Here is a 23,526-nt window from a genome sequence, read left to right on the forward strand (position 1 = left end):
GCCGGTTCTGACCGGTCCGCGACCGGCTCCCACTGCTTCAGGGTAACCGGTGTCAGCAGGATGTCGTGGTCGCTGCCGCCTGTCAACACCGTATCGCTCCGGGGCCGAGCCGAACCCACTGGCGCGGCAGCGTCACTTGCGTCAGGTTAGTGAAGTTTGACGGGGAGAGGGCCGCGATGACGACACGGATGCGGCCGCTGACAATGGTGCTCGCGCTTGGCCTCGCCATGCCGGTCGCTGCGATCCCCGCCATGCCGCAATCCGATCCGGTCACGACCGCACCGCGCGACGACGACATCATCGTCAACGGCCAGCGCATCCGGATCGACGGCGGCTTGTGGCGGTTCAGCAGCACCCGGGTGCTCGACGCGACCCGCCGCGGCGGGAGCGCGCGGGCATGGGCGCGCTGCATCGCGGCCGGGGACAGGACGGCCGTGCTGATGCAGCTCATCGATCGCCTTCCCGTAGCGAACGCCAGCGGCGCGTCGGCCGAGATCTGTGGTCCGCTGCGCTTCGCCCTGACGGGCGCGAGGCTGCGCGGCCGGCAGAGCTGCATGCGCTCGGCCGGTGGCCTGACCCCGAAGGTACAGACCAGCGTGCTGCGCGTCCGCGCTGACCTTGGGGATAATGCCGTGTCGATCCGCTACTACCGCAAGAGCGAGATCGCCCAGCGCGGCATCGCCCTGGCGCAGGACCATGGGGTTGAGGCCATACGCATCGGCGACTGCGCCCTCTCCCCTGAAGGCGCCCGGACCGTCGCCCTGCCCGCCCCGCCGCAATCAGCAGCGGCACCGGGCCAGCAGCTGTCGCCCAAGTCCCGCGCCGAAGCCGAGATCGTCCGCGAAGCCGCCGAGGCGCCGTCCGAACAGTCCAACCTCCCGCCACTGCCGGTGCCGAAGGTCGAAGGCGACCCGGACGACATCGTCGTGATCGCCCGGCGTTTGCGGCTGATGCGGCTGCACTATGCGTCGAGCGGTCGCATCCTCGCCTGGTGCCATGCCGACGTCTCCAGCGGCGACAAAAGGGTCGACCGGATCGGCTGCGCGATGCTGCGCGCCTGCGTCCGCGAGGGCAATGAGACGCGCGACACCGCCCTCACCTGCCTGCGCCGCAAGATCGATGAGGTCGCCGCCGACGCCGACGACGCCGCCCGCCCGCGCGGGTGACGGCACGCGACGGCAACCTGCCGTTGCCGGTTCGAAAGCAAGCCTCGGGTTGCGGCCCCGCCCCCGACGCGCCATCCCAGCATCATCATGGGGGACCGTTCTTCGACGCGCGCCGGACTGCTGTTCGGCATCGGCGCCTATACCGCCTGGGGCCTGCTGCCCTTCTACCTCCATCTGCTCGCGGCGGTGCCGCCGCTGCAGGTTCTGGCGCACCGCATCCTGTGGTCGCTGCTGCTGCTCGTCGCCATCCTGATCGTGACCGGACGCTGGCGCGCGGTGCTGGCCGCGGCACGGGGCCGCACGCTCTTCGCATTGGCCGGGAGCGCGGCGCTGATCGGGGTCAATTGGTTCGTCTACATCTGGTCGGTCGACAATGCCCATCTGGTCGAGGCCAGCCTCGGCTATTTCATCAACCCGTTGCTCAACGTCCTGCTCGGCGTGCTGGTGCTCGGCGAACGGCTGGGGCGGGTACAGGCGCTGGCGGTCGGCATCGCCGCGGCCGGGGTGCTGGTGCTGGCGATCAGCGGCGGCGGGGCGCTGTGGATCAGCCTCGCGCTGGCGCTGAGCTTCGGCTTCTACGGCCTGATCCGGAAGGTGGTGGCGATTGATGCGCTCGGTGGGCTGACGGTGGAAACCGCGCTGCTCGCGCCGCTCGCCGCGGGCGTGCTGCTCTTCGCGGCGGGAGGGGGGCATGGCGCCTTCGGCCACGACCCGCAGCTCAGCTGGCTGCTGGTCCTCGCCGGCCCGGTCACGGCGGCGCCGCTGCTGATGTTCGCCGCCGGGGCGCGGCGGCTGCGCTACACGACGATGGGTCTGCTGCAATATATCGCGCCGACGCTGCAGTTCCTCGAGGCGCTGCTCGTCTATGGCGAGCCGGTGCGGCCGGCGCAGCTCGTGACCTTCGCCGCAGTCTGGACCGGCTGCGCCCTCTATGCCTGGAGCAGCATCACCGCCGCGCGCCGCGCTCAGGTACCGGGCTGAATATAGGGCACTCGCGCGAACAGTTCGCGTTGCCAGGCGCGTGGGTCATTCTCGACATGCGTGCGGACGTCGAACACCATCGTCGCGCGGGTCGGCAGCGTGTAGTGCGGCCAGCGCGGCAGCCCGGCGTGATTGGGATCACCGGTCTGGGCGAAGGCGACGAAGCTCTCCTGCATCGCCGTGCTCGCGGCGCGGGCGTCGGCGCCAGTGCCCGTCTCCGAACCCTTCGCGCCCAAGGTGCCGAAGACGAGCGGGATGTCCATCGTGTGGAAGGCACCGCGGCGCGGCTCGATCCGCGAAGTGAAGTCGACCTGGTAGACGAAACCAGGTGCACCGGCCTTCGCCCGCTCCTCCGCCTCGATCACCTGCCCGCGCCAGCTCCGCCCCGCGGTGGTCGCCGCATAGAAGACGTCGGTCGGGCTCCAATCGGGGTAGCGGGTCCGATATTCGCGCACGACCCATTCGGGCAGGATGTCGATGCGCAGCTCCGGCGCCATCCGCTCGGCGACATTGTCCCAGGTCAGGCCGCGGACGCGGGGTGAGTCGATGCCGATAAAGGCGCGCGTCTCATCGTGGACGTTGCCCAGCATCATCGGAATCGACAAGCCCTGCGGGTTGGCGTCGGGCCAGAACGGGTGGCGGGTCAGCCACGTCATGTCGAGCACCGGCCCGAAATAGACCCCGCCGCCGAGGATCGGATCGGTCGCGTCGAGCGCCTCGACCAGCCGCGCCGTGGGCAGCGTGAGCAGCGGCGACAGGTCGCTTGTCGCGACGCCCAGCTTCGCAAGATAGGCGCGCGCACGCGCCGTCGCGTTGAGCGGCCCCGAGGCGGTGACCTGCTGTCCGCTCATCGTTGCGGCGCGCTGGAACAGGCCGCGGGCGGCGGGCATGCCCATCATCGTCGCGATCTTGGCGCCCCCCCCCGACTGGCCGAACACCATGACCCGCGACGGATCGCCGCCAAAGGCCGCGATATTGTCGCGCACCCAGCGCAGCGCGAGGATCAGGTCGAGTTGCCCGGCATTGCCGCTGTCCGGGAAGCGCGGGTCGAGCCGGGCGAGATACAGATAGCCAAAGGCGTTGAGCCGGTGGTTGACCGTGACCACGACCACGTCGCCGCGCGCCGCCAGCGCCTGCCCGTCGTTGAGCGGATCGGTGACGCTGCCGTTGGAATAGGCGCCGCCGTGGATGTACAGCATCACCGGCTTGTTGGCGCCGGCCCGCGGTTCGGCCGACCAGACGTTGAGGAACAGGCAATCCTCGTCCTGTGGTCCGTACGGTCCCTTCTGCGGGCAGACCGGGCCGAAGGCGCGGGCGGCGACCACGGTCCGCGCGGGCGGCTCGGCGACCGGCGCACGGAAGCGGGCAGCGCGACCATAGCGGATGCCCTTCCAGCTGCCGACGCCGTCGACCACGCTGCCGGCGAAGGCTCCGGCGCGGCAACGGACCAGTGCCGCCGGCGCAATCGCCGCTTTCGCCCCGGCGGCGATCAGCGCGGCGCCGGCACCCAGGGCGCCGCGACGCGTCCAGCCCTCAGCGGCGGACATCGAGGCCTCCGGCGAGATAGGCGTCGATATCGGCCTGTCGGAACAGCGCCGCGTCACCGGGCAGCGAATGTTTGAGCGCGGTCAGCGCAAGGCCGGTCGCCGCTGCCTGGGCGATGTCGCCGCCGCTGCGCAGACCGTGCAGCACGCCGGCCGCGAAGGCGTCGCCGCCGCCGATCCGGTCGACGATGCCGGCCAGCACCACCTCCTCGGTCTGCGCATGCGCGTCGCGCGTGTCGATCCGCGCGGACAGGCGGTTGAGGTCGACATGCTCGACATGCCGCGCGGTCGAGGCGATCGTCTGCAACTTGGGGAAGGCGGCAAAGGCGGCATCGCATGCCTCGCGCCGGCGATCCTCGCCCTCGCCGGAGAAGTCGCGGCCGAGCAGCAGCGCAATATCGCGATGATTGCCGAACATCAGATCGGCATGGGCGACGAGGCGGGTCAGGATGCCGCGCGGATCGGACTCCCACCGCTCCCACAATTTGCCGCGCCAATTGCCGTCGAACGAGACGGGAATGCCGCGCGTGCTGGCGGCTTCGGCGGCGGCGATGGCACTTTCGGCCGGGACGGGGCCGAGCGCGGGTGTGATGCCCGACAGGTGGAGCCGGTCGACGCCGACGAGCAGCGTGTCCCAGTCCCAGGCGTCGACGGGCGCCTCCGCGAAGGACGATCCGGCGCGATCGTAGATCACCTCGGTGGCGCGCATTCCCGCGCCCGAGGTGACGAAGTAGAGACCCATCCGGTCGCCGCCGAACTGGATGGCGGCGGTGTCGACGCCATGGCCGCGCAGCGTCGTGATCGCGCTACGGCCCAAATCGTTATCAGGCACGCGGCTCGCGATGCCGACGTCATGGCCAAGCTTGGCGAGAGCGGTGACGACGTTCGCCTCCGCGCCCGCGACCCAGACGTCGAAGCGCGGACTCTGGAGCAGCAATTCGCGCCCCGGCGGTGACAGGCGCAGCATGATCTCGCCGAATGCCAGCAACTTGCCCATGCTGTCCTACCTCCCCTTGCCCCTGCTCCGCGCGGCCTTGGGCTCAGCGCGCCAGCCAGCCGCCGTCGACCGCCAGGATATGCCCGTTGACATAGGCCGCCGCATCGCTCGCCAGGAACACGGCGGCGCCACCCAGATCGGCCGGATCGCCCCAGCGGCCGGCGGGAATCCGCTCCATGATCGAGCGGTTGCGCGCCTCATCCGCCTGCAAGGCCGCGGTGTTGTTGGTCGCGATATAGCCCGGCGCGATCGCGTTGACGCTGATCCCCTTGGCCGCCCATTCGTTGGCGAGCAGCTTGGTCAGGCCGCCGATGCCGCTTTTCGACGCAGTATAGCTCGGCACGCGGATGCCGCCCTGGAAGGTCAGCATCGAGGCGATGTTGATGATCCGCCCCTTGCCCTGGCCGATCATGTGCCGCCCGGCGGCCTGGCTGAGGAAGAACACTGACTTCAGGTTGGTGTCGACCACCGCATCCCAGTCCTCTTCGGTGAAGTCCACCGCATCGGCGCGGCGGATGATGCCGGCATTGTTGACCAGGATGTCGAGTCCACCGAGCTTCTCGACCGTTTCGTCGACGACGCGCTGAACCGGCTCGATCGTCGACAGATCGGCGGAGACGATCTCGGCGCGGCGGCCGAGCTGGCGGGCCTTGGCCACCGTTTCTTCCGCCGGCGTACGGCCGACGCAGGCGACATCCGCGCCTGCGGCCGCGAGCGCCAGCGCGATCGCCTGGCCGATCCCGGTGTTGGCGCCGGTGACGACCGCGACGCGGCCGGTGAGATCGAAGGGGTTGGTCATATCAGCTCCAGATTCCCCTCCCGCTGGCGGGAGGGGTTAGGGGAGGGCAGGTCGCGACAGTCCGGCCAGGGGCATGGCGCAACCGCCCTCCCCCAGCCCCTCCCGCAAGCGGGAGGGGAGTTTTACGCGAGCTGACAGATGTCCAGCACGTTCATGTCGGTATAGTCCTGGTTCTCGCCCGCCATCGCCCATATGAAGGCATAGGATTTGGTCCCCGCGCCCATGTGGATCGACCAGGGCGGGCTGATCACCGCTTCCTCATTCTGCATGACGATGTGGCGGGTCGCCTCGCCTTCACCCATGAAGTGCATGACGCGGTCGGTATCGAGATTGTCGAGCTCGAAGTAGAAGTAGATCTCACTGCGGCGCTCGTGGATGTGCGGCGGCATCGTGTTCCACACGCTGCCCGGCTTCAGCACGGTCAGGCCCATGACCAGCTGCGCGCTGTCGCAGACGCCGGGGATGACGAGCTGGAAGATCGTCCGCTCGTTCGATTCCTCGAGGCTGCCGCGCTCGAGCGCATTGGCGTCGGCGATGCCAAGCAGGCGCGTCTGGAACGCCTTATGCGCCGGGCAGGAGGCGAGATAGAAGCGCGCGCCCTCGCCGGAGAATTGCACGTCCTTGGCGCCCATCGTGACGTACAGGCAATCCTTGTTGCCGAGCGTGAAGCTCTCGCCGTCGACGGTGACGGTGCCCTCGACCTTGCCGACGTTGACGATCGCCAGCTCGCGACGCTCGAGGAAGGGGTGGCCGGCGGCCGACTTGGGTTCGGTCTGATCGGGCAGCTTGACCGAAGCGCCCGCCACCGCGACACCGCCGATCACGAACCGCTCGGCATGGGTGTAGACGAGCACGCACTCGCCCTCGCGGAACAGATTCTGGATCAGATAGCGGTCGCGCAGCTCGTCATTGGAGACGCATTCCATCATGTCGGGATGCGTGGCGTAATAGGTGCGGTCGAACATGAAAGTCTCCGAAAGGCTCAGGCGGCGACGCTGTCGCACATTTTGAAATCACTTCCCATAGGGGAAGACGACGGCGCATCGACCCGATAGGCGCGGCGGACCAATCCGCTGGTCAGTTCCTGCGCCAGTTCCGCCGCCTCCCAATCCTGCAGCCGATGCTCGGCGACGAGGCGGGCGAGGAAACCGCAGTCGACCCGGCGGGCGACGTCGTGGCGCGCCGGGATCGACAGGAAGGCGCGGGTGTCATCGTTGAAGCCGACGGTGTTGTAGAAGCCCGCCGTCTCCGTAGTCATCTCGCGGAAGCGGCGCATCCCCTCCGGCGAATCGTGGAACCACCAGGCCGGCCCCAAGCGCAGGCACGGATAATGGCCTGCGAGCGGCGCCAGCTCGCGCGCATAGACGCTTTCGTCGAGCGTGAAGAGGATGATCGTCAGGTCGCGCTCGTTGCCGACGACGTCGAGCATCGGCCTGAGCGCATGGACATAGTCGGTGCGCGTCGGAATGTCGGCACCCTTGTCGCGGCCGTGGCTGGCGAACAGAGCGGCGTTATGGTTGCGATAGGCGCCGGGATGCAGTTGCATCACCATGCCGTCGGCGACGCTCATCCGCGCCATCTCGGTCAGCATCTGCGCGCGAAACAGCTCGGCATCGGCGGGCGTCCAGTCGCCGCCGACGATGCGCGCGAACAGCGCCTCGCACTCGGCGGTCGACAAATTCGCGGTCTGCGCGGTTGGGTGGCCGTGGTCGGTGGCGGTCGCGCCGGCGGCGCGGAAGTCGGCGCGGCGCTTGGCATGCGCCGCCAGATAGCCGCGCCAGCTGTAGACGTCCTCGCCGGTCAGTTCGGCGAAGCGCTGCATCGCCGGCACGAACGCCTCATGCTCGACGTCGATGACGCCGTCGGGGCGGTAGGTGGTGACCACCCGCCCCTGCCAGCCCGATGCCTGGATACGATGATGTGCGTCGAGACCGTCCTGCGCGCCCTCGGTGGTGGCGAGGAAGTCGATGCGGAAGCGGTCGAACAGCGCGCGCGGGCGGAAGGCGTCGCTGGCGAGCTTTTCGCCGATCGTGTCGAAATAGCGGTCGGCGGTGGCGCTCTCCAATGCGACGTCCATCCCGAACACCTCGGCGAAGACATGGTCGAGCCACAGCTGCGACGGCGTACCGCGGAACAGGTGATAATGGTCGGCGAACAGCCGCCATGCCGCGCGCGGATCGGTCGCCGGCGTGCCGCCACGATGCGGAATGGCGAGCGCATCCAGATCGACGCCCTGGCTGTAGAGCATGCGGAAGATGTAATGATCGGGCGCGAGCAGCAACTGCGTCGCGTCCGACCAGGCCGCATTGTCCGCGAACCAGCGCGGATCGGTGTGCCCGTGCGGGCTGACGATCGGCAGGTCGGCCACTTCGGCGTACAAGGCCCGCGCGATGCCGCGCGTCGTCGGGTCGGCCGGCAGCAGCCGGTCGGGGTGCAATGCGAGCGCCCGGGTCATGACGATTCCTCTCCTCTTGACGATCTGGTAACCGGTGTCAGAGCCATGCGCAACCCGGTCAGGCTGGTGGCGACGCCACCGACCCGCGCCGGATCAGCGTCGACAGGAACAGCGACGGCTCCTCGACCGGTTCGGCCTCGTCATCGTCGCCGCCGATCAGCTTGAGCGCGGCGGACCGCGCCATCGACGCGATCGGCCACCGCACCGTGGTCAGCGGCGGCCAGACATGGGCGGCGATCGGTGTGTCGTCGAAGCCGATGATCGACAGGTCGCGCGGGATATCGAGGCCGCGCTGGCGGGCGGCATGGATGACGCCGGCCGCCATCTCGTCGTTGCTGGAGAAGATCGCCGTCGGCCGCGGGATCACGTCGAGCAACCGCTCGGCAGCGACCAGCCCCGATTCGAACGTGTAATTGCCGTCCGCGACCATCGATCGCGGCAGCGCGATCCCCGCCTGCGCCAGCGCCTCCTCGAACCCGAGCCGCCGCTCGCGCGCCGAACGGAAGCCGTGCGGACCGGCGACCAGGCCGATGCGGCGATGCCCCTGCGCGATCAGATAGTCGGTGGCGATGCGCACCGCCTCGCGATCGTTCGAGGCGACCATGCGCTCCGACGTATCCAGGGCCGCCGATCCCATGCGGACGTAGCGGCAGCCGATATCGGTGCACAATTGCGCCACCGAGTCATTCTCGCTGACCGGCGGCATCAACAGCACGCCGAACAACCGCTGTCGTTCAAGGAAATGGCGCAGGTCTTCGAGCATCGTCGCCGAACCGCGATCGAGCGGCCGCACCACCATTTCGAATTCGGTGCCGTGCAGCGCCTCCAGCATGCCCTGCTGGACGTTCATCACTGTCTGCGCATTGGGATTGTCGTGGACCAGGCCGATCAGGAAGTTGCGGCGCAGCGCCAGCGCCCGCGCCTGCGGATTGGGAATATAGCCCAGGCCGCCGATCACCTCCTCGACCCGCCGCCGCGTCTCCTCGCCGAGCAACGGCGACCGGTTGATGACGCGGCTGACCGTCTTCTTGGAGACGCCGGCGATGCGGGCGACGTCGTTGATCGTGGGCTGGCCGCTTTTACGCATGACGCACGCTAGCGTGACTCCGAAAGGCGGACCAGTCTTGTGCTGGCGCCATTTTTGACCCACTATCTGACACCGGTTTCCGATGAACACCCGTGACAGTGAGAGGATGATGGCCAGAGCGCTGCAAATCGACGCGCGCGACACCGTCGCGACGCTGCTGGAGGATGGCCGCGTCGGCGACGTCGCGATGGGCGTGACGCTGGCGGCGGACGTGCCGCGTGGCCACAAGGTCGCGCTGGCGCCGGTCGCCCCCGGCGAACCGGTCCTCAAATTCGGCTATCCGATCGGTCGCGCCACGCGCCCGATCGTTCCCGGCGAGCATGTCCATAGCGACAATGTGGCGACCGCTTTGGAGGGGAGCGGCGCCTATCGCTACGATCTCCAGCCCCAAGCCCAAATCGCAACGGCGTCGACCGCGACATTCGAAGGCTATGTGCGCGCCGACGGACGGGTGGCGACGCGCAACGAGATTTGGGTGCTGCCGACGGTCGGCTGCGTCGCCCGCACCGCCGAGCGCATCGCACGGGAGGCGGGCGCCAAGCTCGCGGGCATCGTCGACGGTGTCCATGCCTTCACGCATCCGCACGGCTGTTCGCAGCTCGGTCAGGATCTGGACGGCGTCCGCGCGATCCTCGCCGGCCTCGCCTGCCATCCCAATGCCGGCGGCGTGCTGCTCGTTGGGCTCGGCTGCGAAGAGAATCAGGTTGCCGAACTGCTTGCCGCCATCCCGTCGGAGCGTCATCCGATGGTCCGCTCCCTGGCCGCGCAATTCAGTGCCGACGAGGTCGGCGAAGGCGTCGCGTTGGTCGAGGAACTCGCCGCGCTCGCCCGGGCGCCGCGGCAGCGGGTCGGGATCGACCGGCTGGTGCTGGGCGTCAAATGCGGCGGCTCGGACGGCCTCTCGGGCCTGACCGCCAATCCGCTGGTCGGGCGGATCAGCGACGCGGTGGCAGGCGCCGGCGGGCGCGTCGTGCTGACCGAGATACCGGAAATCTTCGGCGCCGAGCAGATGCTGATGGATCGCGCCGCCGACCGGGACGTGTTCGAGGCGATGGTCGGCGTGATCGGCGGATTCCGCCAATATTTCATCGATCACGGCGAGCCGATCTCCGAAAATCCGTCGCCGGGCAATGTCGCGGGCGGCATCACCACGCTGGAGGAAAAGTCGCTGGGTGCGGTACAGAAGGGCGGCCGGGCGACCGTCACCGACGTCATTGCCTATGGCGCGCGGGCGCGCACCGACGGACTCACCCTGCTCGAAGCGCCGGGCAATGACGCGGTGTCGTCGACCGCGCTCGCCGCGGCGGGGGCGACGGTGATCCTGTTCACCACCGGGCGCGGCACGCCGCTCGGCTTTCCGGTGCCCACGATCAAGATCGCATCCAATTCGACGCTCGCCGCGCGCAAGCCGGGGTGGATCGACTTCGATGCCGGCCTCGTCCTCGACGAGGGGTTCGAGGCGGCGGAGATCGCGCTGCTCGACCGCATCTGCGCGATCGCATCGGGAGAGGAGACCGCGGCCGAGCGCAACGACGAACGCGAGATCGCGATCTGGAAACGCGGGGTGACGCTGTGACCCGCCTGTCCCGCGCGACGCTGTCGACCTTGCCCGGCGAGATCGCCGCGCCGCGCAGCCGGCCGCCCATCGGCACCGGCATCGTGCATTTCGGTCCCGGCGCCTTCCACCGCGCGCATCAGGCCGCCTATATCGACACGCTGCTCGATGCGGACCCGCGCTGGGGTATCGCCGCCGTGTCGATGCGCAGCCGCGGCACGGTCGCGGCGCTGGCGGAGCAGGACGGCCTCTACACGCTCGCCATCCTTGATACGCAACCGGCGATGCGCGTCATCGGCGCGCACACGCGCTTCCTCGCGCCCGACGCGGCGGCGGAGACGCTGGCGCTGCTCGCCGATCCGGCCGTCACGTTGGTCACCACCACCGTGACCGAGAAGGGCTATTGCCTGAACGCGGACGGCACGCTCGACCGCGATCACCCGGACATCGTCCACGATCTTGCGGACGGCGGCGCGGTACCGCGCAGCGTCGTTGGCTGGATCGTCGCCGGCCTGGCGGCGCGGCGTGCCGACGGCGCCGCTCCGTTCGTGCCGATGCCGTGCGACAATCTCGCGTCGAACGGCGCCAAGCTGCACGCCGCGCTGGTCGCCTTCGCCGGCGGCCGCGATCCTGCTCTCGCGGACTGGATCGCGGGCGAGGTCCGCGTGCCGTCCACCATGGTCGATTCGATCACCCCTGCCGCCGACGATGCGCTCTATGCCGCAGTCGCGGAGGCGATCGGTGTCGAGGATCACGCCGCCGTCCAGCGCGAGGCCTTTGCGCAATGGGTGATCGAGGATGTCGGCGTGCCGCTCGGCCCGGATCTCGCCGCCGCGGGCGCCACCCTGACCTCCGACGTCGCGGGCTATGAGAAGGCGAAGCTGCGCATCCTCAACGGCGCGCATTCGACGCTTGCATATCTGGGATTGCTGCGTGGCCATGCCAGCGTCGCCGAGGCGATGCAGGATGGGCCGCTGGCGCAGTTCGTCGACGCGATGATCCGTGACGACATCATCCCGCAATTGCCGGCGGTGCCGGGCCTCGACCTCGATGCCTATCGCGCCGCCGTGCTGGCCCGCTTCCGCAATCCCGCGATCGTCCACCGGCTCGACCAGATCGCGATCGATGGTTCACAGAAGCTGCCCTACCGGCTCGGCGACACGCTGGCGGCAAACCGTGCCGCCGGTCGATTGCCGCACCGGGTGGCGATCGCGCTCGGGGGCTGGGTCGCTTTCCTGATTATGCGATCGCGGCAGGGCGTGTCCATCGCCGATCCGCACGGCTCCGCCCTTGCCGCCGCGGCTGCGGATGGCGACGCGGGCGCGGTCGTCGGACGGCTCGTCGAGGCCGGTTTGGGCCTGCCGCCGACGATCGCCGGCGACGATGCGCTGCAGCGCGCGATCATCGCCTCGGCGGAGGCTTTAGGCGCCGGCCGATGGGACGAACTGTTGCGATAGCGCCGGTCGGGCGCTTGCCATTGACACCGGTTTCCCATAGCGTCGCGGCCAACGAGAATAGATCAGAGAGAGGGGGGCCAGTGCAGCCCGACGTGACCACCGACAACAGCCGCAGCATCGCGGACGCCTTCGTCGCGGCGCGGCGCGACGGCATTGCACTGCTCGATTATCCGGGCGACGTGCCGGCGACGCTGGCCGACGCCTATCGCGTGCAGGATCATGCGCTCAGCCTGGCGAGCGGCACGGTTGCGGGCTGGAAGGTCGGCCGGATCAATCCCCCCATCGACGGCATCGATCGCCTGTCGGGCCCGATCTTCGCCGATCAGGTGATCGACGCGCAGAACGGCGACACCGTTGCCATGCCGATCTTCGCCGAGGGCTTCGGCGCTGCGGAGGCGGAATTCCTGCTGCGCATCGGCACGGCGCCCGACCCCGCCAAGACGACCTATACGATCGACGAGGCGCGGGCGCTGATCGACGCGGTGCATGTCGGCATCGAGATCGCCTCCTCCCCCTTCCCCGGCATCAACGCGCTGGGTGCGACGGTGACGATCAGCGACTTCGGCAACAACAACGGCCTGGTCGTCGGCGCCGAGGCGGAGGGCTGGCGCGAGGGCGACCTCAACGACTGGCGGGTGACGCTGTCGGTCAACGGCGATCAGATCGGCGACGCGACGACCGCGACGATGCTCGACGGTCCGTTCGGCGCGGCCCGCTTCCTGTTCGAACATATGGCGGCGCGCGGGATCGCACTGGCCGCCGGTCAATGGATTTCGACCGGTGCGGTCACCGGCGTCCATCCGGTCGCGGTCGGCGACCGGGTCGACACGAGCTTCGACGGCCGGTTCGCCGTCGCCTGCACGATCAAGGCCCGCTGAGAGGCCCCAAGACCAGGAGAGCGAGAGGATGGCAACCACAGTCCACGAGGGAGCCCCGCCCGCCGGCGTCGGTCGCTATCGCTGGGTGATCTGCGGCCTGTTGTTCGCGGCGACCGCGATCAACTATGTCGACCGGCAGATGATCGGCGTGCTCAAGCCGACGATCTCCGCCGAACTGGGCTGGTCGGAAACGACCTATGCCGACGTCATCTTCTGGTTCCAGGCCGCATACGCGATCGGCTATCTCAGCTTCGGGCGGATCGTCGATCTGGTCGGTGCGCGCATCGGCTATTCGATCGCCTTCGTGATCTGGACGCTCGGCCACACGCTGTGCGGCTTCGTCAACTCCGCCTTCCAGTTCTCGATCGCGCGCTTCATCCTGGGCGTCGGTGAGAGCGGCAACTTCCCGGCCGGCATCAAGGCGGTGACCGAATGGTTCCCGGCCAAGGAGCGGGCGCTCGCCACCGGCGTCTTCAACGCGGGCGCCAATGTCGGCGCAGTGGTGACGCCTTTGGTCGTGCCGGCGATCACCCTCGCCTTCGGCTGGCGGATGGCGTTCATCGTCACCGGCATCGCCAGCTGCCTGTGGCTGGTCGCCTGGATCGCGGTCTATCGCCGCCCGCGCGAGACGGCCAAGGTGTCGGCAAGCGAGCTTGCCTATATCGAGAGCGATCCCGCCGACCCCGTCCAGCCGATCGGCTGGGGCCGCATCCTGCGCTATCGCGAGACCTGGGCCTATGCGCTGGGCAAGTTCCTGATCGATCCGATCTGGTGGCTGTTCCTGTTCTGGACGCCCGACTTCCTGGCCAAGACCTACAATCTCGACCTCAAGAGCTTCGGTCCGCCGCTGGTCGTCATCTACCTGATCTCCGACCTGGGCAGCGTCGCGGGCGGCTGGTCGTCGTCGCGGCTGATGAAGCGCGGGTTCAGCGCCAATGCCGCGCGCAAGATCACCATGCTGGTCTGCGCCTTCCTGGTCATGCCGATCTTCGCGGCGCAGTACATCAGCAGCCTGTGGCTGGCAGTCGCCGTCGTCGGCCTAGCCACCGCGGCGCACCAGGCCTTCTCGGCCAACCTCTACACGCTGCCGTCGGACATGTTCCCGCGCGCTGCGGTCGGATCGGTGGTCGGCATCGGCGGCACGGTCGGCGCGATCGGCGGCATGATGATGGCCAAGTTCACTGGCTACATCCTGCAGACGACGGGCAGCTATACGCCGATCTTCGCCGTCGCCGGCTCGACCTATCTGATCGCCGTGATCGTCATCCATCTGCTCAGCCCGCGACTGGCGCGGGTCGACGCCGCCTGATCTACCCGAGACAGAGCGGCAGCAAGCCGCCGGTCACGTAAGCACGAACCGCCCTCACCCTTCCTGCCCGGCTGCGTCGGGAGGCGAGAAGCGCCGGAAGGATGAGGGTGACGCCACGGAGAGGCTCCATGCATTACTCGCTCCTAGCATTGGCGACCGCCCTTGCCGCCGCCACGCCGGCCGCGGCGCAGACCGATGGGCTGCTGTTCCGCATGTCCGCCGACAAGGATCTGACCGCCGAGGTCGCGGGCGGGGCGGCGGTGCCCAATTTCCGCAGCAACGTCGGCGTCGTGCCGGACGGCGCGATCGGCGGCGCGGCGCGCTGGGCGGACGACGGCTATGTCGCCTGGTCCGCGCCGGGCAACATGATCGCGCAGCGCGGCACCTTGTCCTTCTTCTGGCGGCCGCGCGCGCCGCTCGGCGAGGCGCCCTTCGTCATCTTCCGCGCCGGCTTCGCCGATCATACCAGCTGGGACATGGCGTTCCTGCGCATCGACTGGAACGGTCACGGCTTCGACGCCTTCGTCACTGACGCCAATCTGTCGCGCGTCCGCGTGTCGTGGCGGATCGACCAGATCCCCAGCCCCGACCAGTGGCGGCACCTCGCCTTCGCTTGGGACGAGGCGAACGGGGTGGAGCTGTTCGTCGACGGCAAGCCGGTCGCCAAGCTCGACCAGCGTGCCGACCTCGATTCCGGCCTCGACCAGTTCGGCCTGGCCGGGCGGGTGATGTCGCCGCATCAGGTGCAGAGCCGCTACAATTTCATGCGCGGGTCCGATCTTGACGAACTTCGCGTATATGACCGGATGCTGGGCGCCAGCGACGTCGCCGCGCTGGCCGCCAAGGGCGAGCCCGCCCCGCAGCCTGTCAGCCAGGATAGGTCAGCATGGCTGCACCGTTTCGGCTGGGACAAGACATCGCCGCCGCTGCTGACCGACCCGGTGACGCGCATCCGCAAAATCGAATTCGCCGACGCCAAGGATCTGAAGGAGTGGATGTACAAGGGCGTCGACGGCATCGCCGAGACGACCTGGCCCGGCGTCTACAACCGGTCGAAGCTGCCGGGGCGCGACGATTATTTCGAGCTGCCCGACTGGAACGTCTATGTCGAGGGCGGCAAGCGCTACGATTTGACGGTGCCCGCCGGCGAGACGTTCAACCGCGTCGAGATCCGCGGTGCCGCTTATGGCCACCTGTCCTGGACGGACGCCGGCGGCAAGGATCAGACCCTCGCCACCCGCGCCAAGGGCGTCGTGCGCAGCGTCGATGCGGTGAAGCCCCGTACCGGCGGCACGCTGCATTTTACCAACGTGATGCAGGAACAGCCGATCCAGGAGCTCTGGGCCTATGACGTCGGCGCCGGCGCGGTGCCGAAGGGCAGCGTCACGCTGAGCTACACGGTCGATGCCGCCGCCTCGCCTCGGCTGGCGGCGCTGGCGCCGCTGAACGCCTATATCGCCGGCCGTTTCGCGCCGGAGGAGCGCAGCACCGTGGTGGCGATGCCGTCGGCGGGGATGAAGGTGGCGGTGGGCGCGGGCGCCGCCGGCGCATCGGCCAATGCGGTGCGCCGCGCCGCCGGCCGGCCGATCGTCCATGTGCTGATCCCGGCGAGCTTCGGCGATGCCTTCCCGGACCAGCCGCTGGCGCGCGCCTGGGACTATGGCTGGCAGAATCTGCACGACGGGCTGGACGGGATCGCCATCGACCTGCCCGCCCTGAAGGGCAGCGGCGGGTCCGGGGGCACGATCCCGCTCAACATCCGCGTCCACGATCCGCTGTGGCCCGGGCGCGACATGATCGACGTGTCCGTCTCCGTCCGTGCGGGCGAGGCGCGCACGCTGTGGCTCGATCTGCGCGACCGCATCCTGCCGAACGACAGCCTGTTCCTGACGCTCGCCTCCGCCGATGCCGGCTTCGACGCCGACAGTGTGAACGGCGCGAAGATCCGGCTGGTGTTCAAGCCGCGCGCCGAGGCGCTGAAGGAGCATGTCGCCGACCGGTTCGCGCAGGTGAAGGACAATTGGGGCTTCCTGGTCGAGGAGCATACCGCCTCGCAGCGCGCCGGCCTGTACCGCCGCGTCTATGCCGACATCACCGACCTGCTGCGCGTCGCGCCCGACCATGAACAGGCACGCGCCTATTGGGCGGACATCAACTACCGGCCGGGAAACCTGCCGCCGGTGGCGCTGCCCCCTGCCCCCGCCGGCGTGCCGCTATGGGCGACGCGGCAGCTCGACGACCTGAAGATCACCCGCGACTTCGTGCTATGGTGGATCGACCATCGCCAAGTGCCCTATGGCGATTTCGGCGGCGGCATTTCGGACGACGTCGACCTGACCCAGCAATGGCCGGGCCTGGCGCTGATGGGCGTCGAGCCGGACAAGGTGAACGCCTCGCTGCGCGCATTGTCCGACGCGGTGTACAAGAACGGCATGCGGGTCAACGGGCTCGGCTACATCACCACCGACGAGCTCCACGCCTATGAGGAGGGGCTGAACAGCGACGCCGAGCGGCTCTATCTCAACTGGGGCGAGCCCAAGGCGGTCGAGCGGCTGATGGACACGGTGCGTGCGCTGCAGGGCGTGATCCTCAAGAACCCTGCCGGCCATATGCATTTCGCGTCCAACTGGTATGGCGGGCGCAAGATGTACCGCGAGGGGCCGTGGGAATGGCAGAAGCCGTACAGCTTCACCGTTCTGCATGGGCCGATCCTGATCGGCCTGTACAACGGTAATTCGGCGGCGCGCGGCCTCGTCACCGGCGTGATCGACGGCTGGATGGCGCATGGCAAGCAGAATGCCGACGGCAGCTGGAGCTACCCCAACGAGATCAACTGGCGCACCGATGCGACCCGGGTCGGTGACGGCGGCGGCGTGACGACGCCGTTGCAGGGTGCCTGGGCGGCGTGGCGCTTCACCGGCGACGATAGGTATCTGCGCCCGGTGCAGGCGCGGGTCGGCAAGGCGCCGGGCGGGCTCAATGAATTCGCCGAGAATGCCTTCGACACGATGCCGGGCGGCGCGGAATTGCGTGCGAAGCTGGCCAAGACGGCGGGCGAGGATCCGTTCGCGGCCTATGCGCGCTGGGCGGCGACCGGCGATCTGGCGGGGCTGGCGTCGCTGCACGAGGCGGCGTGGACCGACAAGGCGCAGCATCAATATATGTACACGGAGGGCCATTGGTGGTCCGACCGCGTCGACCAGCCCAATGACATCCTGCAGCGCGAGCGGCTGGGTGGCATCGCACTCCGGCGCAACATGACCTGGCCGGGCAACACCGTCAGCTGGCGGTTTGCGACGCCGGGCGCGGCGGAGCAGGTCGCGATCCTGGTGCCCGGCGCGACGCGCGCGAGATTCCGCGTCATCGCCTACAACACCAGCGGCGTCGCGCAGAGCGCGCGCATGTCGACGTGGAACGTCGCCGCCGGCACCTGGCGGCTGCGCGTCGCGACCAGTAAAGATGAGGGCAAGACACTGACCGGCGGAGACACGCGCGAGGTCACGCTGGAGCGCAGCGCCGGCACCGACGTCACCTTCGCGCCGGGTACCACGACGGTGATCGAGGCGGAACTGATCCGGGCCGGCACGCCGGTCGAGGCGCGTCCCGATCTCGGCATCGGCGCGGACGATGTGACAGTGAAGGGGCGACAGGTGACGCTGACCGTGCACAGCCTGGGCTCGGTCGCGACCGGGGCCGGCGTCGCAACGCTGATGGCGGCGGACGGCCGTGAGCTCGCCCGCGCGGCGATCCCGCCGATCGAAGCGCCGGTCGACCTCAAGCCAAGGACGGTACAGGTGCGGATGACGCTGTCGGCCGATGCGAGCGCGGGCGTGACGGCACGCGTTGCGCTGGCGGGCGACGCGCCGGAGGTGACGCTGCTCAACAATGCGGTGGTGGTGGCGCGGTGAGAGAGCTTGGCGGGACGCCCCCGTCCCCCTCCCGCTTGCGGGAGGGGCTAGGGGAGGGAATTCTCGCAAGTAACGACTTGTGGCCACTGCCCTTCCCCAGCCCCTCCCGCAAGCGGGAGGGGAGCTCAGAAGTCGACCGCCGCTCGTTCCTCGCCGGTGCGCTCGCCCTGCCGCTGCTGCCCTCCACCACCGACACCCGCGCTGCGCTTGACGAAGCCGCCGCCCTTCCGCCGGCGGAGGCGCTGGTCCGCCTCGCCGCCATCGACACCCGCCGTCTGGCGACCCGCGAGCGGCTCGACGTCGAGGCGGCGCGCGCCGGGCTGGCGATCGATCGCGACCTCGCCCGCTTCGGCGGCAGCGCGAAGCAGGGCTACCGCCCGGAGCCCGGCAGCATGGCGCGGCTGCCGCAGGGGGCAGACTGGTACCGGCTGCTGCTCGGCCGCAGCCTCGGGACGGTCGAGCCACGCGCCGCCCAGGCGCGGCTGGCGCAAGCGATGACGGCGTTGCAGGCCCGGGCCGACCGCGGCTTCCGCGCGATCGGCCTGACGCGGGGCAGCGTCGCCGACCGCTATCGCGCGCTGTGGCAGGACGAGCGTTTCCTGTTCGCCGACGACGATGCCGGCCGCGCCGCGGCGGTGGCGGCGATGACGCGCGAACTCGATGCCGCGCGCGGCCGCGTCCCCGTGCAGGTCGGCGCGGTGCCGGCCTGGGCCGCGGCCTGTTCGGTGCGGGCGCTGTCGCCCGCCGAGATCGCCGCGGGCAAGAACGGCTATCGCATCGTGCCGACGCCGACGGCGCCGGGCGCCTATATCGTCGATCTGCGCGCGGTGCGGCGGCGGCCGGCGTGGACGCTGCCCAGCGTCGTCGCGCACGAACTGCTGCCGGGCCATATGAGCCAGCTCGGGCTGGAGGGCACGGCGCCGCCGCATCCACTGCGCATCACCTATGCCGCGGCGTTCGTCGAAGGCTGGGGCATCCAGGCGGAAACGGTGGCGCCCTATGCCGATCCGCATGCGCGACTAGGGCATCTCCACTGGCTGATCTTCCGCGTCGGGCGGGCGCTCGCCGACATCGGCTTCCACCACGACGGCTGGAGCGCGGACGAGACGCGCGCGCGGCTGGTCGGCTGGCAGGGCGAGCCCGCCTATTTCGCGCCGTTCGACGTCGAGCTGGCGCGCATCCCGCGCGAACCGGCGAGCCGCGCGGCGGAGGCGCTGGCGTGGCTCGGCATCGCGGACGGTGCGCGGCGCTCCAGCGTGGCAGGGGCGCGGGGCTATTACCAGCGGCTGCTCGCCGACGGACGACGGCGGACGGAGCAACTGGCAGGCTGACCGGGCGGAGTGGTCGGGCGCCCCTAGCCCTCGCCGCGCAGCCGATAGCCGACGCCGAGTTCGTTGGCGATGACGCTGCCGACCGGCAACGGCGCCTCCAGCTTGCCGCGCAAATTGCGCACGACGATGCGCAGATATTCGATGCGCGGGTCCTCGTCCCCGCCCCAGGCGGCGGCGATGATGCGATCGTGGGTGACGACGCGGCCGACGTGCTGGGCGAGCAGCGCGAGCACGTCATATTCCTTGCGCGTCAGGTGCAGCTCCTCGCCGGCGCGGGTGACGCGGCGGCGGTCGAGGTCGATCGCCAGCTCGCCGGCATGGACGATCGGCGCCGCCGCGCTGCCGCTGCCGCGATGGCGCAACGCAACGCGCAGGCGGGCGAGCAGTTCGTCGGTGTCGAACGGCTTGGTGACGTAATCGTCGGCGCCGAGGTCGAGCGCGGCGACCTTTTCCTCGGTGGCGTCGCGCGCCGAGACGACCAGCAATACCCGCTGCCCGTCGCCCCGGAGCAGCGGCACCAGCCCCAGGCCGTCGCGATCGGGCAGGCCGAGGTCGAGCAGCACCGCGTCGGGATGCTCGGCCGCCGCGAGGGCGAGCGCGTCGCGGCCGTCGCGCGCCTCCACCACCTGATGGCCGGCGCGTTCCAGCGTGTTGCGCAGCAGGCGGCGGATCGCGACCTCGTCGTCGACGATGAGGACCTTGGCGGCCATCTACAGCCCGCCGCCGCCATCGCGCACGATCAGCGCGTGCGGGAAGATCAGGGTGAAGGCGGCGCCGCGCTCGTCCGTCCGGTTGCTCGCCTCGACGCTCATCCCCATGCTTTCCGCGAACGCCTTGACGATGGCAAGGCCGAGGCCGGTGCCGTGGATCGCGCGATCCGACCCTTCGAGCCGGCGGAACGTCTCGAACACCTCCGCCTCGCGGCCCGGCGGCAGGCCGGGGCCACGGTCAAGCACCGCGAGGCGCAGGCTCCCATGGCGGTGGCGCCCCTCGACGACGATCTCCGTGTTCGGATCGGCATAGCGGCCGGCATTGTCGAGCAGGTTGAGCAGGCAATGGTGGAGCAATTGCGGATCGGCGCGGACCAAAGGTAGGTCGGGCGGCACGTCGAGGCGCACTGCATGCCCCTCCAGCGCGCGGCGCGCATCGTGGGCGGCGCCGGTGACCGCATCGCTGAGGTCGATCGCCTCGACCTTGAGCTTGAGCGCCCCCGCCTCGACCCGCGCCATGTCGAGCAGATTGGCGACGAAGCGGTTGAGCCGCGCCGCCTCGCCCTCGATCGTCGCGACCAGTTCGCCCTGCTGGTCGGCGGCGCCGCCGCGGCGCAGTTCGGCGGCCGCAGCCATCACCGCGGTCAGCGGCGTGCGCAGGTCGTGGCTGACCGAGGACAGTAAGGCCGCACGCAGCCGGTCGCGGGTGCGCACCGCGTCGACGTCGCGGATCTCCGCCTCCAGCCGCAGCCGCTCGAGCACCAGCGCCGCCTGGTCGATCAGGCCAGTGAGCAGGGGCAGCCGGTCGGCGCGGACCGGATCGCCGCCGCTCTCGCTGGCGAGGCCGAGCACCGCCAGCGTCCGCTCGCCGGCTTTCAGCGGCTGGAACAGCCATTCCGAGGCAGCGAGCGTCGCCGATCCCTTGCCCGCCGGATTGCCGGTGTCGAACGCCCAATTGGCGGCGGCCATGTCCATCGTCTGCAGGCTGTAGTCGGCGCGGGTCGCCGCCTGCACTGCGACGCCGCCGCCCGGTGCCGGGGCGAGCAGCACGACCTGCACGTCGAACAGGCGGCGGATGTCCTCGCAGATCACCCGCGCCGCCTCCGCCGGGTCGTTGATCCCGCCCAGGCGGTGGAGGAAGCCGGCGAGCGTCGCATTGGCGCGCGCGCTCGCCGCCGCCAGATCGGCCTGCGCGCGCACCCGCGCGGTCAGCTGGCTGGTGGCGATGGCGACGCCGAGCAGCACGAAGATCGACACGACATTCTCGGGATTGCTGACGCTGAGCGTGCCGACCGGCGGCAGGAAGAAGAAATTATAGGCGAGGCTGGAGGCGAGGCCGGCGAACAGGCCGGTGCGCAGGCCGTAGAGGCTCGCCGCCGCCATCACCGGCAGCAGGTAGAGCAAGGCGACATTGCCAAGGTTGAGGACGTGGAACAGCGCGCTCGCCGCCGCGGTGACCGCCGCGACCAGCGCCAGCGTCGCGAGATAGCCGGTCGGCGAGCCCCAGGCGCCGCGCCTGGCGACGCGTTCGCGCGGTGCCTGTGCCTCCTCGACGGGCAGGACGTGGACGGTGACGCCCGGCGTCTCGCGGACCAGCCGGTCGACCACCGAGCCGTGGCGCAGCTCGAACCAGCGCGAGCGTTTGGACTTGCCGACGACCAGTTGCGTGGCGCGCGCATCGGCGAGGAAGCCGCGGATTCCCTCGACGACATTGGGTGCCGGCACCGTCGCCACCGCCGCACCGAGCTGCGTCGCCAGCGTCATCGTCTGGGCGAGGCGGCGGTGCTGCCCCTCGCCGAATTGCGCGGTGCGCGGCGTGTCGATGAACAGTGCCGTCCAGGGTGCGCGCAGCGCGTCGGCGGCGCGCTTCGCGGCGCGGACCAGTTCGTCGGCACCGGGGAATTCGCTGACCGCGACGACCAGCCGCTCGCCGCCTGCCCAGGTGCCGCCGACGCCGAGCGAGCGGACATGGTCGAGCATCTGCGCGTCGACCGCCTGCGCGGCGCGGCGCAGCGCCAGTTCGCGCAACGCCGACAGATTGGACTTGGAGAAGAAATGCGACAGCGCCCGCGTCGCTTCCTGCGGCAGATAGACCTTGCCCGCCTTCAGCCGCTCGATCAGCTCGTCGGGCGGGATGTCGACGACCTCGATCTCCGCCGCCTCGAGGATGCGGTCGGGCACCGTCTCGCGGACGCGGACGCGGGTGAAGCTGGCGACGACGTCGTTGAGGCTCTCGACGTGCTGGATGTTGACCGTGGTATAGACGTCGATCCCGGCGGCGAGCAGTTCCTCGACATCCTGATAGCGTTTGGGATGACGGCTGCCGGGCGCATTGGTGTGCGCCAGCTCGTCGACCAGCGCCAGCCGGGGGCTGCGGGCGAGGACGGCGTCGAGGTCCATCTCGTGCAGCGTGCGCCCCTCATAGGGGACGGCGCGGCGCGGCAGCACCTCCTGGCCGCGGACCAGCGCCTCGGTCTCGACGCGGCCGTGCGTCTCGACCACCGCGACGACGACATCCACGCCGTCGCGCCGCCGCGCCGCGCCTTCGGACAGCATCTCGAACGTCTTGCCGACCCCCGGCGCGGCGCCGAGGAAGATCTTCAGCCGGCCGCGCCCCTCCTGCGCGGCGGCGCGCAGTAGGGCATCGGGATCGGGACGCTCGCCCGTGGTCATCGGCGCGCGGCAGCGTCCAGCGCGCGATTGAGGGCAAGGACGTTGACGTGGGGGTCGCCGAACACCGAATCCTCGGTCGCGCGCGTGACAAGGCCGCGGACGGTCGCGACCGGCAGGCCGCGGACGCGGGCGATGCGGGGTGCCTGCGCCAGTGCGGCCTCCGGCGACAGATCGGGGTCGAGACCCGAACCGCTGGCGGTGACGAGATCGGCGGGCAGCGGCCCGGTCACGCCCTCGGCCCGGCGTTTCGCGACGTCCGCCTTGACCCGGTCGATCAGCGCGCGCGCGGTCGGGCCGAGGTTGGAGCCCGACGAGGCGAGGCCGTCATAGCCCTTGCCGGCCGCGGACGGCCGCGTCTGGAAATAGCGCTCGCTCGCGAAGGCCTGGCCGACGACCGTCGAGCCGATCACGCGGCCGGACGCATCGCGCACCAGGCTACCGTTCGCCTGGGCGGGAAAGATCGCCTGTCCGATGCCGGTCATGGCCAAGGGATAGACCAGTCCGAGCAGGATCGCGAACAGGATCGTCATGACGATCGCGGGCCGCAGGGCGGAGGTGATGTCTTGGTTCATGGTATTGCTTCCTTGAGGAATAAGGCCGCGATCCTTCGTCTCGCCGGTCGATGGGGAGGATGGTGACGTCATTGCTCTTTCGTCATGCCGGACTTGTTCCGGCA

17 protein-coding genes are annotated in these 23,526 nt (G+C 69.9%); 8 read left to right on the plus strand and 9 right to left on the minus strand.

Features of this window, described 5'->3' with window-relative positions; all coding sequences use genetic code 11:
* The first annotated feature begins 65 nt into the window (after positions 1 to 65).
* Positions 66 to 1,166 carry a hypothetical protein gene (locus D9601_RS08470; RefSeq protein ID WP_198353544.1) on the plus strand — a complete coding sequence of 367 codons (1,101 nt, stop codon included), beginning with the start codon at positions 66 to 68 and terminating at the stop codon, positions 1,164 to 1,166.
* A gap of 87 nt (positions 1,167 to 1,253) precedes the next feature.
* Positions 1,254 to 2,147, plus strand: coding sequence for an EamA family transporter RarD (gene rarD / locus D9601_RS08475; RefSeq protein WP_198353545.1), 894 nt, complete (start codon positions 1,254 to 1,256; stop codon positions 2,145 to 2,147).
* On the opposite strand, the gene D9601_RS08480 is transcribed toward rarD, so the two are convergent.
* The 6 genes from D9601_RS08480 to D9601_RS08505 all read right to left on the minus strand — a co-directional run bounded on the left by D9601_RS08480 (position 2,132) and on the right by D9601_RS08505 (position 9,029).
* Positions 2,132 to 3,694, minus strand: a complete 1,563-nt coding sequence (locus tag D9601_RS08480) for a carboxylesterase/lipase family protein (RefSeq protein WP_198353546.1) — start codon at positions 3,692 to 3,694, stop codon at positions 2,132 to 2,134. The two genes, rarD and D9601_RS08480, sit on opposite strands and share 16 nt — an antisense overlap.
* On the minus strand, positions 3,681 to 4,688 hold the full coding sequence (locus tag D9601_RS08485; protein WP_198353547.1) for a sugar kinase: 1,008 nt from the start codon (positions 4,686 to 4,688) through the stop codon (positions 3,681 to 3,683). The genes D9601_RS08480 and D9601_RS08485 overlap by 14 nt, the downstream gene beginning before the upstream one ends.
* Before the next feature lie 43 nt (positions 4,689 to 4,731).
* Entirely contained in the window at positions 4,732 to 5,487 is a 756-nt protein-coding gene (gene kduD / locus D9601_RS08490; RefSeq protein WP_198353548.1) for a 2-dehydro-3-deoxy-D-gluconate 5-dehydrogenase KduD, read from the minus strand.
* Positions 5,488 to 5,609: 122 nt separating this feature from the next.
* Positions 5,610 to 6,452: a 5-dehydro-4-deoxy-D-glucuronate isomerase gene (gene kduI / locus D9601_RS08495; protein WP_198353549.1), complete on the minus strand. Its 843-nt coding sequence runs from the start codon at positions 6,450 to 6,452 to the stop codon at positions 5,610 to 5,612.
* A 17-nt stretch (positions 6,453 to 6,469) separates the two neighbouring features.
* Positions 6,470 to 7,942 carry a glucuronate isomerase gene (gene uxaC, locus D9601_RS08500; protein WP_198353550.1) on the minus strand — a complete coding sequence of 491 codons (1,473 nt, stop codon included), beginning with the start codon at positions 7,940 to 7,942 and terminating at the stop codon, positions 6,470 to 6,472.
* Between the two features lie 58 nt (positions 7,943 to 8,000).
* Positions 8,001 to 9,029: a LacI family DNA-binding transcriptional regulator gene (locus D9601_RS08505; protein ID WP_198353551.1), complete on the minus strand. Its 1,029-nt coding sequence runs from the start codon at positions 9,027 to 9,029 to the stop codon at positions 8,001 to 8,003.
* Positions 9,030 to 9,135: 106 nt separating this feature from the next.
* On the opposite strand from D9601_RS08505, the gene D9601_RS08510 reads away from it, so the two are divergent.
* The 6 genes from D9601_RS08510 (at position 9,136) to D9601_RS08535 (ending at position 19,467) form a co-directional block, all read left to right on the plus strand.
* Complete coding sequence (locus D9601_RS08510; RefSeq protein ID WP_443024719.1) at positions 9,136 to 10,605, plus strand: UxaA family hydrolase; 1,470 nt, start codon at positions 9,136 to 9,138, stop codon at positions 10,603 to 10,605.
* Positions 10,602 to 12,041, plus strand: coding sequence for a mannitol dehydrogenase family protein (locus D9601_RS08515; protein ID WP_443024720.1), 1,440 nt, complete (start codon positions 10,602 to 10,604; stop codon positions 12,039 to 12,041). Before D9601_RS08510 ends, D9601_RS08515 begins: the two co-directional genes overlap by 4 nt.
* An 80-nt stretch (positions 12,042 to 12,121) precedes the next feature.
* Positions 12,122 to 12,919: a 2-keto-4-pentenoate hydratase gene (locus D9601_RS08520; protein ID WP_332837946.1), complete on the plus strand. Its 798-nt coding sequence runs from the start codon at positions 12,122 to 12,124 to the stop codon at positions 12,917 to 12,919.
* A gap of 28 nt (positions 12,920 to 12,947) precedes the next feature.
* Positions 12,948 to 14,228, plus strand: coding sequence for an MFS transporter (locus D9601_RS08525; protein WP_198353553.1), 1,281 nt, complete (start codon positions 12,948 to 12,950; stop codon positions 14,226 to 14,228).
* A gap of 128 nt (positions 14,229 to 14,356) precedes the next feature.
* Entirely contained in the window at positions 14,357 to 18,136 is a 3,780-nt protein-coding gene (locus D9601_RS08530; protein WP_198353554.1) for a LamG-like jellyroll fold domain-containing protein, read from the plus strand.
* A gap of 77 nt (positions 18,137 to 18,213) precedes the next feature.
* Positions 18,214 to 19,467 carry a DUF885 family protein gene (locus tag D9601_RS08535; RefSeq protein ID WP_232474015.1) on the plus strand — a complete coding sequence of 418 codons (1,254 nt, stop codon included), beginning with the start codon at positions 18,214 to 18,216 and terminating at the stop codon, positions 19,465 to 19,467.
* Positions 19,468 to 19,490: 23 nt separating this feature from the next.
* On the opposite strand, the gene D9601_RS08540 is transcribed toward D9601_RS08535, so the two are convergent.
* Genes D9601_RS08540 through kdpC form a run of 3 tightly spaced genes read right to left on the minus strand, consistent with a single transcriptional unit; the run spans position 19,491 to position 23,422 of the window.
* Entirely contained in the window at positions 19,491 to 20,177 is a 687-nt protein-coding gene (locus D9601_RS08540; protein ID WP_198353555.1) for a response regulator transcription factor, read from the minus strand.
* Positions 20,178 to 22,850, minus strand: a complete 2,673-nt coding sequence (locus D9601_RS08545) for a sensor histidine kinase (RefSeq protein WP_198353556.1) — start codon at positions 22,848 to 22,850, stop codon at positions 20,178 to 20,180.
* Positions 22,847 to 23,422, minus strand: a complete 576-nt coding sequence (gene kdpC, locus D9601_RS08550; protein WP_198353557.1) for a potassium-transporting ATPase subunit KdpC — start codon at positions 23,420 to 23,422, stop codon at positions 22,847 to 22,849. Before kdpC ends, D9601_RS08545 begins: the two co-directional genes overlap by 4 nt.
* Positions 23,423 to 23,526: the final 104 nt, after the last annotated feature.

The organism is Sphingomonas sp. MA1305 (genome assembly GCF_016107325.1).
In the GTDB taxonomy this organism is placed as follows: Bacteria; Pseudomonadota; Alphaproteobacteria; order Sphingomonadales; family Sphingomonadaceae; genus Sphingomonas.